Consider the following 14,056-nt stretch of genomic DNA (forward strand, 5'->3'; position numbering starts at 1 on the left):
CCCTTCCCATCCCGAACAGGACCGTGAAACAATTTTGCGCCGATGATAGTGCTGCAACCAGTGTGAAAGTAGGTTATCGTCAGGCTTGTTATATTAAAAAAGCCCAGCAGAGATGCTGGGCTTTTTTTCGTCCGCGTTTTCACGGGGGAAACCGAAAAACCGGGGACTCGGCGCCCCCCGTTTGTTCTCGGTTTTAGTTACTGGGGCCGATAGTTGACCGTCAGGGTGTATGCCGAGGCGCTGTAGCCGTTCAGCAGTACGTAGACGTCGCCGTTGGCCGTTAGCTGGATCGCGCAGTTTTCGGCGCTGCTCGGGCCATCCGATTTGCAGTCAAACGTGGTGGTGGTGGGGAGCGCATCCTTGCGCACATACAGGTCGGTATCGCCGCTGCCCGTCAGCGCAGCCTTGAAGCCGCCGCCGGCCGCGACTTTGTACGGCCCATAGGTCTTCTTTTGACCGGCCGTAAGACTGCCCGAGGCCGTTTCTTCCCTGTCGGCCGGAGGTGCGACGCCCGGGCCATCGCTTCCCAGTTCCACCGCGTAGGCCGCCGCCATGCGCGCGAATTTCAATGCATGTAGCGCCTGGTTGCCGGAGTTGGCATAGGTGTCGTTCGCCGTGTGGATGTAGGGATTGTCTTGTGTGAAGGCGGTTTCGAAGGGCATCGAGGCGGCATAGCCTTGCGCGCTCCAGGATGCGTGGTCGGAGCAGCCATAGCCGCATTTGTCGTAGCCTATCGTCAAGTTGGGCAGGTAGGTGTTGATCAGTTTGACGACGAAGGCGTTTTGCTGGCTGTCCGTGTAGTCCGTGTACATATAGATGTCGTTCGGCGAACCCTTGTAGTTGGTCATGTCCAGTTGCATGACGCCGACCACGTTGACCTGGTTGCTCTTGAAGCTTAGCGCGATTTCCTGCGAGCCGCGCAGGCCCACTTCCTCCGCCGCGTAGGCGATCATCTTGATTGTGCGGCGCGGCTGGTAGCCGCTCGCCAGCATCACGCGCAGCGCTTCGGTCATGCTGGCAACGCCGGACGCGTCGTCGTCGGCACCCGGCGCCCGGGTGCCCTCGCTGGTGCCGTTGCCATTGATGGAATCCAGATGGGCGCCCAGTACGAGTACCTCGGCCGCATTGTCGCTGCCGTTGATCGTCAGGATCACCGATTTTTGTGGATAGCTCGGGTGCGTGAATTGCGTCACGCTGATATCGCTGCGCCCGGCCGCCATGGTCGACCATTTTTGCTTGAGCCAGTTCGATGCGTTCACGCCGCCGTTGGTGGTGTAGTAGCGGTTGGTGAAGGCCGACAAGTCGACGATGGTTTGGGCGATATTGCTGTCCTGCATTTGCGCCAGCATCGGCGTGACCAGCGCCTGGTTGTCGATCACATAGGCGGGGCGGCTCAAGGCCGCGAGGCTGGCGGCGCTCGGCTTGCCCAGGGCTTGCTTGCCGGCGCTCTCGCTGGCGTGGTACATGAAGCCGCCGCAGCGCCTGAGTTCATGGTGGATCGCCGCCGACAGACTGAGCATTTGTGCCTCGTCCACTTCCACCAGATGGATGCCTTCGCCGCCGGCGAACTTGGCGCCGGCTTGGCTACCTTGGCTGATCCGGCTTTCCTTGGCGATGGCCGTCGGCGCGACCTTTTGCAGCTGCGCGTAGGCCGCGTCGCCCAGCGTGATCCAGACCTTGTTTTCTTGCGCCGCCGTTGCGCTGCCGGCGAACAAGCCGGCTGCCAGCAGGGCGCCGATTGTTGTCCTCATGCGGAGGGGGAGATGCAGGTGAGTCGCCATCTTTTTTTCCTTTTCTGAGTGATTGGGGGTGATTCCCCATGACAGAACGCACTCCCCGTCGGTGGACGGGATGCCGTTCATTCGGACGGCGCTGCAGCATGGATGACGGCAACGGCTCCGAAGGCTTGCGGGCAGGGCGCTCAAACTTGCCTGCCTGGTATTTTTGGAAAAAAAGATAGCAAAAAAACTATTGATAAATAGTAGCACGGCCATTTCCCGCCGTCATCGCCTGTGTTTTTATGCGACAGCGGTATTGACGGGGCTCATGGATGGGGCGGGCCGCCTTGAGGGCGCCCCGCCTGGACATCCAGGCAATGCACATCGTTTATTCGCCCTCAATGTAGCGCAGGAAAGGCCCCGCGCGCGCGCTGTCGCTTGCATCACAATTGCTGTCCATCATCGGTATTGGGCTGTATTATTCGCTATGCACTCCGAGCGACGGGGGAGTTTTCTTTTTATAAAAAGGGTGTTTTCATGTCAGCTGAAGCAAAAAAATATCGCTTGGTCACGCGTAGCGACTTCGATGGTCTGGTCTGCGCGGTGTTGTTGAAACATCTGGATATGATCGAAGAGATCCTCTTTGTCCATCCAAAAGATATGCAGGATGGGAAAATCGCCGTCAGCGACAACGATATCACCACCAATCTTCCCTTCGTCCCGGGCGTGCATCTGGCCTTCGACCATCACCTGTCGGAAACGCTGCGCAACAGCGGCGAGCGCGCCAACCACATCATTCATCCGGAAGCGCCGTCGGCGGCGCGCGTCGTCTACGACTATTACGGCGGTGAAAAAGCCTTCCCCGCCGCATGGACCGAGATGATGGCCTCCGTCGACAAGGGCGACGCCGCCCAGTTCAACCGCGACGAGGTGCTTAACCCACGGGACTGGGACTTGCTCAATTTCCTGATGGACGCGCGCACCGGCCTGGGCCGCTTCCGCGAATTCCGCATCTCGAATTACCAGTTGATGATGGACTTGATCAACTATTGCAAGAATCATACGATTGCTGAAATCATGGCCTTGCCGGACGTCAAGGAACGCATGGACTTGTATTTCGAGCACAGTGAGAAGTGCAAGGAACAGATACTGCGCTGCGCCACCGTGCGGCAGAATCTGGTGGTGCTGGACTTGCGCAATGAAGAGGTGATTTTTGCCGGCAACCGCTTCATCATCTACGCGTTGTTCCCGCAGACGAATATTTCCATTCACATACTGTGGGGACTGAAGAACCAGAACACCGTGTTCGCCACCGGGAAATCGATCCTGAACAGGACATCGCAGACGAATATCGGCGCGCTGATGCTGGAATACGGCGGCGGCGGGCATGAAAACGCCGGCACTTGCCAAGTGGACAATGAGAAGGCCGGACAGGTGCTGGACGAGCTGGTGACGCGGATTACCACCGAAGGCTGAACCGCCGCGGGCTGGAAAAGCGGCGGCGTGCCGGGCGCGGCGGCGGCGCTTTCTGGCCAGGCGCCTGGCGTTGTGTTCGCGCATGAAAAAACGGCGCAGCCCGCGAAGGCTGCGCCGTTTTGTCTTGGGCCGGAGGCCTCAGTCCTGCGCTTCCAGTGCCGGCAAGGCGATCTGGTTGTCGACGCTGAACTGGTAGTCCTTGAACACGTGTTCCGCGCTGAGCATCTGATAGTCGCCGTTGGCGAGCTTGTGCGTGGTGTCCTTCAGGCGGTAGGTGTAGTGGCCGCAGGTCCAGCAGTTGAAGTTGCGCATGTGCGTGCACAGACAGGTCTTGTCCATGACGACGATGTTCTTTTCGCCGGGATGGGCCGCCACTTCGCGGTTGTACGAGTTGATGTAGGCGCAATTGCCGGTCGCGTCGAGCAGGTAGCCGTAGGATTCGCAGCCCGGACGGATGCCGGCGCCGATGGCGGGCGTGCTTTTCAGCATGCGCATCGGGTAGCCGGTCGGCGAGATGCCGTTGACGATGATGTCCTCTTCCTGGGCCTTCACGTATTCCTGCTTGACCTTGGCCGGCAGGCCGCATTCGTTGGTGATGGTGAAGCGCGTCGCCACCTGCACGCCGGCCGCGCCCGCCTCGAGGAAGGAGACGGCGTCGCTGCCGGTGAAGATGCCGCCGGCCGCGATCAGCGGAATGTTCAGCTGCTCGGTCTTCAGGTAAGTGAGCACTTCCTGCGTGATCGTGTGCAGGTCGTAGGCGGCCCAGTCCATGCCGAAGCCCAGATGGCCGCCGGCCAGCGGGCCTTCGACGATGATGAAGTCGGGCAGGCGGTCCAGCTTGGCGTTCTTGCGCAGGAAGATCTGCAGCGCGCGCACCGACGAGACGATGATGCCCAGCTTGGCGTCGCGGAAACGCGGGTGGTCGGCGATCAGCGCGAAGGAACCGAAGTGCAGGCCGGCCGACAGGGTGATGCCGTCGATGCCGGCGTCGAGCGCCGCGTTCAGGCGCACGCGCAAGGTTTCGCGCGGGCCGTTCATGGTCAGCTTTTCCATGCAGTTCACGAAGACCAGGCCATCGCCCTTTTTCGCTTCCATGGTGCGGCCGATGTGCAGGCGCTGCGCCTCGGCCAGGCGGCCGAGGTCGAACTGCACCACGGCCTTGTCCATGTTGTTGATGTTGAACTTGTAAAACTTGGTCTTTTCCTTGACGAAGCTGGTGTCGAAACGGCGGTCCGACACATCTTCCACCATGGCATCCGAAATATGACCGATGCCGCCCAGGCGCGCCGCTTCCAGCGCCAGTTCCGAAGTCGAAATATCCACACCCATTCCGCCGACCATGATGGGCACGTACTCATTTTTGCCAAATCGCAGGCGGAAATCATCAACACGTTTCATTGCTATCCTTAGACTACCATGGTTTGTCGCTGGGTAAAATCGACCCAGGTCTGGCGCGGCGACGGCCGCGGCAGCGCTGACAGGGAACTCGATATTCGCTTCATTCTACTCTATGAAGACTACGGTTCTGTGACGCCCGAAGAGCAGGGATCAGTCGCGGAAGTTGTTGAACTCCAGCGGCATGTCGGGCACATCCTTGCGCAACATGGCCATGGCCGCCTGCAGGTCGTCGCGCTTGGCGCCGGTGACGCGCACCGCCTCGCCCTGGATGCTGGCCTGGACCTTCATCTTGCTGTCCTTGATGACGCGCACGATCTTCTTGGCGTCATCGGACTCGATGCCGTTCTTGATCTTGATGATCTGCTTGAGCTTGTCGCCGCCGATCTTCTTGATATCGCCGTCTTCCAGGAAGCGCACGTCGACCTTGCGCTTGGCCAGCTTGGTGGTCAGCACATCGCGCACCTGCTGTAACTGGAAGTCGGAATCGGCGTAGGCCGTCAACTCGTTTTCCTTTTGCTCGACACGCGCATCGCTGCCCTTGAAGTCGAAACGGGTCGAGATTTCCTTGTTGGCTTGCTCGACCGCGTTCTTCACTTCGATCATATCCGCTTCGGAGACTACATCAAACGATGGCATGGTTTCTTCCTTTTCAATCTGGCTGGCGGCGCAAATTCGTCTGCGCCGCATCAAGGCAGACATTTTAACGGACAACGGCCCGCGTACCCATACGGCCTCTGGTTTTTTACTGGTTTTTTCAATGATACGCACTATAATCGCTTAAATTTTCCGGTTTGCCCCATGCCCACACAGTCCGCCGTCCAGCACCACTTCCCCCTGCAAAGCCTCAACACCTTCGGCATCGCCGCGTACGCGCAGCGCTATTTGCGGGTCGATTCGGTCGAGCGCCTGCGCGCCGCGCTGGCCGATCCGGCGCTGGCCGCGCTGCCGCGCCTGGTGCTCGGCGGCGGCAGCAACCTGCTGCTGACCGGCGACGTGGCCGGGCTGGTGCTGCATATCGCGATCGAAGGCCGCGCCATCGTCGGCGGCGATGACGACTACAGCTATGTGCGCGCGGCGGCCGGCGAGAACTGGCACGGCTTCGTGCAGTGGACGCTGGCGCAGGGACTGGGCGGCCTGGAAAACCTGGCGCTGATCCCCGGCACCGTGGGCGCGGCGCCGATCCAGAACATCGGCGCGTACGGCGCCGAGACCCAGGACCTGTTCCACAGCCTGACCGCCTTCGACCCGGCCAGCGGCGCCACCATCGTCATCGATAAAGCCGGCTGCCGCTTCGCGTATCGCGACAGCTATTTCAAGCACGATGGCGGCCGCGATCTGATTATCGTCGACGTCACGTTCGCGCTGCCGAAACGGTGGCGGCCGAATCTGCGCTATGCCGAACTGGCGCAGGCGCTGGCCGAACAGGGCATGGCCGCGCCGACCGCGCAACAGGTGGCCGATGCCGTGATCGCGATCCGCCGCCGCAAGCTGCCGGACCCGCAAGCGATCGGCAACGCCGGCAGCTTCTTCAAAAATCCGCTGGTGTCGGGCGAGCAGTGCGCGCGCCTGCTGGAGCGCTTCCCGGGGTTGGTTCACCATCGCCAGGCCGACGGCGGCGAGAAGCTGGCCGCCGGCTGGCTGATCGACCAGTGCGGGTGGAAGGGGCGCAGCCTGGGGGCCGCCGGCGTGTACGCCCAACAGGCGCTGGTGCTGGTCAATAACGGTGGCGCCACCGGCGCCGATGTGACGCGGCTGGCGGCGGCGATCCAGGCCGATGTCGAAGCGCGCTACGGCGTGCGGCTGGAGCCGGAGCCGGTGTTCGTTTGACGCGCGCGCGCGCGGGCCACCGGCATCAACCGAAGTGGCAAACGTAGTCCAGCGTTTCGACCGTCTCGATATCGAACGTGCTATCGCCGGCGACCTTGAAGCTGTCGCCGGCGCGGTAGGTGGTCCAGGCATCGGCGCCGGCCGGGCGCACCTTGCACACGCCGGCGATCAGCTCCATCGTTTCCGGCGCGCCGGTGCCGAAGGTGAGCGAAGACGGGAAAATAACGCCTATGGTTTTCTTGCTGCCGTCGGCGAACAACACGCTGTGCGATACGCACTTGCCGTCGAAGTAGATATTCGATTTCTTGACGACGCTGACCTGGTCGAATTGGGTAGTCATATATCGCTTTCCCGAGCAGGGTCCAGAAGTTCGTCGGGCAGGTCGGCCGCGTTGAACACGCGGTTGCGGCCGGCCCGCTTGGCGGCGTACAAAGCCCGGTCGGCCAGGTGCACCAGTTCATCGACGCTGGACGCCGGCGACGGCAGCACGCTGGCCACGCCGACCGACATGGTGACGTTGCCGTACGCCGGCGCCTGCGGACTCTCGATGCCCAGCTGCTCGAGGTGGCGGCGGCAGGACTCGGCCACCTTCAGCGCGCCGGCCAGTTCCGTCTCCGGCAGGATGATGGCGAATTCCTCGCCGCCGTAACGCACCGCCAGGTCGGCCGGGCGCTTCAAATGCTCGGTCAGCACCGCCGCCACTTTTTTCAAACACAGGTCGCCGCTTAGATGGCCGTAGCTGTCGTTGTAGATCTTGAAGAAATCGACGTCGCACAACAGCAGCGACAAGGGCTGCTTGTCGCGCTGCCCGCGCTGCCATTCGAGGCGCATGGTGTCGTCGAAGCGGCGCCGGTTGGCGATGCCGGTCAGGCCGTCGAGCGCCGCCAGCTTTTGCAGCTCGATGTTGGCGTCGGCCAGATTCTTCTGGCTCTCGCGCAGGAAGCGGAAGGCCTGGTCGCGCTGCAAGCGGCTGATGTGGGCGCCCGAGTGGTAGCGCACGCGCGCCAGCAGCTCCAGCTTGTCGGGCAGCTTGACGACGTAATCGTTGGCGCCGGTGGCGAAGCTGTGCGCCTTCAGCTTCGGGTCTTCCTTCGCCGACAGCACGATCACCGGCACGTTGCGCAGCACATCTTCATCGCGATACAGCTTGATCAGGCCGAAGCCGTCGATGGTCGGCATCACCAGATCCTGCAGGATCACGGTCGGCTGCAATTGCAGCGCGGTCTGCACCGCCATCGTCGAATCGGTCACATAATGGAATTCGATATCCGGCTGGTCGCTCAGCATGCGCCGCACCGCTTCGACGATAATCAGTTGGTCGTCGACCAGCAGGACCCGTACTTTAAACGCGGTCAGCGCCGGCTCTTGTTCCGCAAGGGGGAGGATGACATCGGACATTGCTACTCTACTTTCTCAAATTCGGTGATTCGGTGCCTGATCCGGCGGCGGCCTTCAGCTTTTGCCGCCCAGGGTGCTGCGCAGGATCGGGCCGATTTTATCGAGCGGCAGTATCATCTGCGCCGCATCCAGTTCGGCCGCCGCGCGCGGCATGCCGTAGACCGCGCTGCTGGCCTGGTCCTGCGCGATCGTGGTCTGGCCGGCGCGGCGCATCGCCAGCAGGCCGTCGGCGCCGTCGCGGCCCATGCCGGTCAACAGCACGCCGACGGCGTTGCCGCGCCAGTGCCTGGCCACGCAGTGGAAAAACACATCGACCGAGGGCCGGTAAGCGTAGTCCTTCGGAGCAGCATCGTAACCCAGGCGATAGTTTTGATCCAGCGTCAAGTGGTCGTTGCTCTTGGCCAGCAGCAGCGTGCCGGCCACCAGTTCATCGCCATGTTCGATGGCGCGCACCGGCATGTCGAGCTGCTCGCCTAGCCAGCGCGCGAAATTGTCGGCGAAGTTTTCATCGATGTGCTGCACCACCACCAGCGCGCAATTGGCCGGCGGCCGCCAGCCGGCCAGCATCTTGGCCACCGCCAGCGGCCCGCCGGTGGACGCGCCTATCGCCAGCAGCGTGGTGATGGCGGCGTCGCGCCGGTCCGGCTGGGACGTGGCCGTCTTCGGCAGCATGGCCTGGCTGCTGCCGCTGTGGCGTATCAGCTTGCCGACGGTCTTGATCTTGGCCAGCAGCTCGGCGTCGCCGCCCTGCTGGCCCTGCAGCACCGGCGTGGCCGTCACATCGAGCGCGCCGGCGCCGAGCGCGCGGAACACCTGGTTGACGTTGTCATGCGGCCGCCCCGTCACCACCAGGATCGCGCACGGGCACTGCTCCATGATCTGGCGCGTCGCCTCCACGCCATCCATTCCCGGCATGTTCAAATCCATCAGGATCAGGTCGGGGCGCTGGTCGACGCACATGCGCAGCGCCTCCAGGCCGGTGCGGGCGATCCACAGCACTTGGTGCTCCTGCGTGCTGGCGACGACGCGCCGCAGCGCTTCGGCGGCCATGGCGACATCGTTGGCGATGGCGATCTTCATCGGCGTGCGTCTCCAATCAGGTCGGCCACCGCGTCGAGCAGGGTCTCGTCGTGGAAGCTGCCCTTGGTCAGATAATAGTCGGCGCCGGCCGACAGGCCGCGGGCGCGGTCCTCCGGCCGGTCTTTATAAGACACGATCATGACCGGCAGCTGGTGCAGGTGGATGTCTTTTTTAATCAGTTCCACCAGTTCGATGCCGTCCATGCGCGGCATGTCGACGTCGGTGATGACCAGGTCGTAGTCGCCGCTGCGCACCACGTTCCAGCCGTCGATGCCGTCGATGGCGATGTCGACCTCGAAGCCGCGCCCGACCAGCAGCTTGCGCTCCATCTCGCGCACCGTCAGCGAATCGTCGACGACGAGGATGCGCTTCATCTTGCGCCGCTCGGTGCGGTCGGCCTTCGCCAGCTGGTGCAGGCCGCCCTCGTGCAGCAGCTTGTCGATCGAGATCAGCAAGTCCGGCACGTCGAGGATCAGCACCGGCTCGCCGTCGTCGAGCAGGGCGGCGGCCGAGATGTCGCGCATCTTGCCGAAGATGGGATCGATGGCCTGCACCGCCAGGCTTTGCTCGCCGCGGATGGCGTCGACCACCAGCGCGTAGCGGCGCGCGCCGGTGCCGATCACCACCACCGGCAGCTCCGGCGGCGCGCGGCCGGACTCGCCCAGCTCCAGCACCTGCGCGGCCGAGACCAGGCCCAGATGCTCGTCGCCGAAATCGAAGAACTGCTTGTTTTCCAGCGTATGGACGGCCGCCTGCGGCACCATGATGACGCGCTCCACCTTGACGATGGGGATGGCGTAGGCCTCGTCGCGGATGTCGACCACCAGCGCGCGCACGATGGACTGCGTCAGCGGCAGCGTGATCGAGGTGCGGAAACCGGCGCCCAGTTCCGATTCGATTTTGACGGTGCCGTTCTGCTGGCGTATGGTCTCGTGCACGATGTCGAGTCCCACGCCGCGGCCGGAAATCTCGGTGGTGTTTTCCTTCAGACTGAAGGCCGGCAGGAACAGGAATTCAAGCAGCTCGGCCGGCGACAGCGAGGCCGCCATCTGCGGGCTCGACATTTTTCGGTCGACCACCTGGCGGCGGATTTTTTCCAGGTCGACGCCCTTGCCGTCGTCGCTGATTTCGATGCTCAGCATGCCGGCGCGGTGTTTGGCGTCGAGCACGATGGTGCCGGTGCCGGTCTTGCCGGCGGCCACGCGCTCGGCCGGCGTATCCATGCCGTGGTCGACGGCGTTGCGCAGCATGTGATTGAGCGGGCTTTCGATCTTGGCCAGGATGTCGCGGTCGACCAGCGTATCCTCGCCGTGGATTTCGAGATGCACCTCCTTGCCCATGGCGCGCGCCAGGTCGCGCACCATGCGCGGAAAGGCTTGCACGCCGTCGCGGAAAGGACGCATGCGCAGCGTCAGCACCTCGTCGACCATGCCTTGCGAGACCGCCAGCACGCGCCTCTCATAGGCTTCGATGTCGGCGATATGTTCGAGTACGAACTGCTTCAGGGGATGGGTTTTTTGCAGCGCCAGCAGCGACTTCTCTTTCAGGCTGGCGTCGCTGCTGTTGGCGATGGCCTCGTGCAGCTGCTCGACCAGCGAGAACAGGCTGCTCTGATTGCGCTTGAAGCGCTGCAAATTCTGGATGAAGGGATGCATCTGGTGGGCGTTGATGCGCGACTCGCTGGCCAGCGACAGCAGGCGGTCGAAGTTTTGCGCCCCTTTCAAATGGGCCGCCGCGCGCGACGGCGCCGGCGCATCTTCGGCGGCGGCGGGCGCAGTCGCCGGGGTAGTGAGCGGCGCGGCGGGGGCCAGCAGGGCCGCTTCGGCCTGCAGGTCCAGCGGCTCGGGCAGGAAGGCGATGTGCGCGATCGAGTCCAGCGTCGAGCGGATCTGCTGCGCATGCGCCTGCAGCCAGGTGTCGGCGCCGGCGTCGTCGAGCCGCGAGAACTGCAAAATCAGATCGACGCCCGACAGCAGCACATCGATCCGGTTCGGCGTCAGCGCCAGCTTGCCCTGCTGCGCGGCGACGAAGCTGTCTTCCATGCCGTGCGCCAGCTGCACCACCACGTCCAGCCCGACGATGGCGGCCGCGCCCTTGATCGAGTGCGCCGCGCGCATCATGGCCTCGACCGCGCTGGCGTCGCCGGCGCCCCGTTGGCGCTCCATCGCCAGCAAACCCTCGGTCAGGATCTGGGTCTGGCTGTCGGCCTCCATGCGGAACAGGTCGCGCATGGAAAACTGACTGAGATCGCCGTGCTGGTCCTGGCTCATCGTAATGTTCTCGCAAGTTGATAGCCGATCAGCGTCGCATCGAGGCAGCCGATGTGCAGATCCTGGTGCGTGACGACACCCGACAGAAACCGCGTCAAGCCCTTGTTGATGGTGGCGGCCGGAGGACGCACGGCGCTGGCGGCGTAGCGCACGATGCCGTGCAGGTCGGCCACCGGCAGCGCGTAGGCCTGGCCCTCCCATTGCAGCAACAGCAGGCGCGCGAAGGTGTGGCGGCCGGTCGCCGCCGCGCCGTCTTCCGCATCGATGCCGAGCAAATCGGCCAGCGCCATGCACGGATACAGCGTGCCGCCGACGTTGACGATGCCGGCCAGTCCGCGCCCGTTGCGGTGCGGCAGCCGGTGCGGCGCGGCCTGCGGCGCGACCGACACAAACAGCGTGGTCGGCAGCGCCAGCCATTCGCGGCCGATGCGGAACACCAGCGCCGACGTATCGAGCGTGGCGCTGTCGCTGACCGGCTGGCGGAAATGCTCGGCCCATTCCTTTTGGTAGCCGGCGCCCACGGGCCGCTGCAAATTACCCTGCGCGGCGGTGGCGTAGACGCCGCAATTGCGGCAGTGGATGAACTGCGCCAGCTTGTCGCAACTCTGGTCGCCGGCCACGCCGATGCGGTTCCAGCAATCGTCGATGTCCCGCAGGGGCAGGGGCGCTTGGGTGATGATGGTGGTCGTCATGGTCGGCTCTTAGGAGGCCTGCTGGCGCTGATAGATGCGGGCCGCGCGCGCCTTGAGCGCCGTCGCGGCGCCGGCATCGCCTTTTTGTTCGGCCAACAGGGCCAGGTGGCACAAGGCTTCGTAGTGATCCGGTTGCAGATAAATACAGCGGCGCCAGTAGTCTTCGGCCACGTTCAGTTTTTGCGCGTGCTCGTTGAGCAGGCCGAGGATGAAATAAGCTTCGGCCGAATCGGGCGTGTGCGCCAGATGGGCGAGGCACAGCGCGTCCGCTTCCTGGTGGCGGCCCTGGTCGGCCAGCTTGCGCGCCTGCGCCAGCGGATCGGCGCCGACGCCGATGACGGGGGCGGTCGCCGAAAGAGGCGGTGCAAGGGGCGATGAAACGGCGGCCGATTTTGCCGCCGCCCGCTGCGCCGCCGCCGGCCGCGCGAACGGCGCCGCCGCGGAAGCCGGCGCCGCTTGCGCGGCTCGCCGCGCCGGCGGCTGCGCCGTGCTGGCGTTGGATGCCGTCGGTGCAGACAGCGCCGCCGGATCGTCCTTTTTCAGTCCGAAGGCCTGCGGGTAGCGGATCGGCGTAAAGCCATGCTGGCAAAACGACGGCACCTCGGCGTAGCCGGCGAACAGCAGGCCGTCGTCGCCGAGCAGGGCGCGCAACTGGTCGATGGCGGCCTTGGTGGTCGGCTTGTCGAAATAGATCAGCAGGTTGCGGCAAAAGATCACGTCGTAGTAACCGAGCAATCCGGTCAGGTCCAGCGCCAGCAGATTGCCCTGTTTGAAGCGCACCTGCTTGCGCAGCGCCTCGCCGATCTGGTATTCGTCGTCGCCGAGGTGGGTGAAATAGCGCTCGCGGAAACCCAGGTCGCCGGAGCGGAAGGCGTTGCGGCCGTAGATGCCGGCGCGCGCGCGCGCCACGCAGGCCGGGCTGATGTCGTAGGCGTCGATGATGAAGGCATCGGCCGCCACGCCGGCGTCGTACATCGCCATCGCGATCGAGTAGGGCTCCTCGCCGCCGGCGCAGGGGATGGACAGGATGCGCGCCGGCCGGCCGGAGGTGGCCGGCGGCCGGTCCCGGACGAATTCGACGGCGGCCTGGAAGGCCTGGGCATCGCGGAACATCCACGACTCCGGCACCACCACCAGTTCGATCAGCTGCGTCAATTCCTCCGGCGTCAGCGCGGCCAGATAGGCGGCGGGATCGGCGACGGCGGTTTGCCGCATGCGGCTTTTGACGGCGCGCTCCACCACCGTTTTCGACAGATTCAGGCCGGTCGCCGCGCGCAGCATGGTTTGCGCGCTCATGATGGCCGGTGCTCCGGCTGGAACAGGATCGCGCGCAGCGCTTCCGGCAGCAGGTGTTCCAGTTCGACCAGCTGCACGATGCCGTCCTTGTCGCTGGCGACCTGGCCGAGGAACAGCGCGGCGCGCACGCCGCTGTCGACCAGCGCATCGCTGTCCACATCCTGCACGCCGAGCACGCGTTCGGCCAGCAGGCCAAGCAAATGGCTGGCGCCGTCGGGCGCCTTGTAATCGACGACGACGATGCGCGTGTCGAAATGCTCGGACGCCGGCGCCGCGCCGCTCATGCGGCACAAGTCGATCACCGGCACCGAGCGGCCGTGGAAGTCCATCAGGCCGGCCACGGCGTCGGGCGCCAGCGGCAGCTGCTTCAGTTCCAGCAGCGGCAGCACGCGCACGATGGAGCGCAGCCGCAGGCCGTAGCGATCCTGCCCGATATGGAAAATCAGCTGCTTCACGAAGTCGCGCCCATGGTCATCGCAATCACCATCACACCGTCACCGCGAAATTGGCCACGCTCGATTGCAGGTCGCCGGCCGCGTATTGCAGCTGGTGCACCGCTTCGCTGGTGGCCTTGAGCGATTCGACGGTCTGCTGGGTGGCGTCGTTCAGCTGCATCATGGTGTCCGAAATCTGCGCCGCGCCGACCGCCTGCGACTGCATCCCCTGCAGCACGGCGTCGAACTGCGGCGCCAGTTTCTGCACCTGGTCCATCACGCCGGACAGCTGGTCGGTGACCAGCCGCACTTCGCCGACGCTGCGCCGTATCTCTTCCGAAAATTTATCCATGCCCATCACGCTGGCCGACACCGCCGACTGCATCTCCTTGAGCATCTGCTCGATGTCCCAGGTCGACACCGAGGTCTGGTCGGCCAGGCGGCGGATTTCGGTGGCGACCACCGAG

Annotated in this window: 13 protein-coding genes; 2 read left to right on the forward strand and 11 right to left on the reverse strand. The window is 64.1% G+C overall.

All coding sequences use genetic code 11. From position 1 onward, the window contains the following. Positions 1-197: 197 nt before the first annotated feature. Entirely contained in the window at positions 198-1,781 is a 1,584-nt protein-coding gene (locus Q0S71_RS11460; protein WP_295995220.1) for a M20/M25/M40 family metallo-hydrolase, read from the reverse strand. 474 nt (positions 1,782-2,255) lie between these two features. Here Q0S71_RS11460 and Q0S71_RS11465 point away from each other — a divergent pair, with 474 nt between their 5' ends. Then, entirely contained in the window at positions 2,256-3,194 is a 939-nt protein-coding gene (locus Q0S71_RS11465; RefSeq protein WP_295995254.1) for an exopolyphosphatase, read from the forward strand. Positions 3,195-3,332: 138 nt separating this feature from the next. On the opposite strand, the gene Q0S71_RS11470 is transcribed toward Q0S71_RS11465, so the two are convergent. Together Q0S71_RS11470 and Q0S71_RS11475 are read right to left on the reverse strand one after the other, a co-directional pair. Further along, entirely contained in the window at positions 3,333-4,592 is a 1,260-nt protein-coding gene (locus Q0S71_RS11470) for a nitronate monooxygenase (protein WP_295995223.1), read from the reverse strand. A gap of 150 nt (positions 4,593-4,742) precedes the next feature. Next, positions 4,743-5,228: a YajQ family cyclic di-GMP-binding protein gene (locus Q0S71_RS11475; RefSeq protein WP_295995224.1), complete on the reverse strand. Its 486-nt coding sequence runs from the start codon at positions 5,226-5,228 to the stop codon at positions 4,743-4,745. A 162-nt stretch (positions 5,229-5,390) separates the two neighbouring features. Between Q0S71_RS11475 and murB the strand changes: the two genes are divergently transcribed. Beyond that, entirely contained in the window at positions 5,391-6,419 is a 1,029-nt protein-coding gene (gene murB / locus Q0S71_RS11480) for a UDP-N-acetylmuramate dehydrogenase (protein ID WP_295995227.1), read from the forward strand. 25 nt (positions 6,420-6,444) lie between these two features. Here the strand turns inward: murB and Q0S71_RS11485 are convergent, their stop codons facing one another. The 8 genes from Q0S71_RS11485 to Q0S71_RS11520 form a co-directional block, all read right to left on the reverse strand. Then, complete coding sequence (locus Q0S71_RS11485) at positions 6,445-6,759, reverse strand: pyrimidine/purine nucleoside phosphorylase (protein WP_295995230.1); 315 nt, start codon at positions 6,757-6,759, stop codon at positions 6,445-6,447. After that, positions 6,756-7,817 carry a diguanylate cyclase gene (locus tag Q0S71_RS11490; RefSeq protein WP_295995234.1) on the reverse strand — a complete coding sequence of 354 codons (1,062 nt, stop codon included), beginning with the start codon at positions 7,815-7,817 and terminating at the stop codon, positions 6,756-6,758. The genes Q0S71_RS11485 and Q0S71_RS11490 overlap by 4 nt, the downstream gene beginning before the upstream one ends. A 54-nt stretch (positions 7,818-7,871) precedes the next feature. Next, complete coding sequence (cheB, locus tag Q0S71_RS11495) at positions 7,872-8,897, reverse strand: chemotaxis-specific protein-glutamate methyltransferase CheB (protein WP_295995237.1); 1,026 nt, start codon at positions 8,895-8,897, stop codon at positions 7,872-7,874. After that, on the reverse strand, positions 8,894-11,167 hold the full coding sequence (locus Q0S71_RS11500; protein WP_295995240.1) for a hybrid sensor histidine kinase/response regulator: 2,274 nt from the start codon (positions 11,165-11,167) through the stop codon (positions 8,894-8,896). Before Q0S71_RS11500 ends, cheB begins: the two co-directional genes overlap by 4 nt. Further along, positions 11,164-11,859, reverse strand: a complete 696-nt coding sequence (locus Q0S71_RS11505) for a chemotaxis protein CheW (RefSeq protein ID WP_295995243.1) — start codon at positions 11,857-11,859, stop codon at positions 11,164-11,166. Before Q0S71_RS11505 ends, Q0S71_RS11500 begins: the two co-directional genes overlap by 4 nt. Positions 11,860-11,868: 9 nt before the next feature. Beyond that, complete coding sequence (locus tag Q0S71_RS11510; RefSeq protein ID WP_295995246.1) at positions 11,869-13,155, reverse strand: protein-glutamate O-methyltransferase CheR; 1,287 nt, start codon at positions 13,153-13,155, stop codon at positions 11,869-11,871. Then, positions 13,152-13,610: a chemotaxis protein CheW gene (locus tag Q0S71_RS11515; protein ID WP_295995249.1), complete on the reverse strand. Its 459-nt coding sequence runs from the start codon at positions 13,608-13,610 to the stop codon at positions 13,152-13,154. Before Q0S71_RS11515 ends, Q0S71_RS11510 begins: the two co-directional genes overlap by 4 nt. Positions 13,611-13,641: 31 nt before the next feature. Further along, positions 13,642-14,056: methyl-accepting chemotaxis protein (locus tag Q0S71_RS11520; RefSeq protein WP_295995252.1), on the reverse strand; the 415-nt coding region annotated here is incomplete at its 5' end.

The sequence above is a fragment of the Rugamonas sp. genome (assembly GCF_025354735.1).
Classification (GTDB): Bacteria; Pseudomonadota; Gammaproteobacteria; order Burkholderiales; family Burkholderiaceae_D; genus Rugamonas.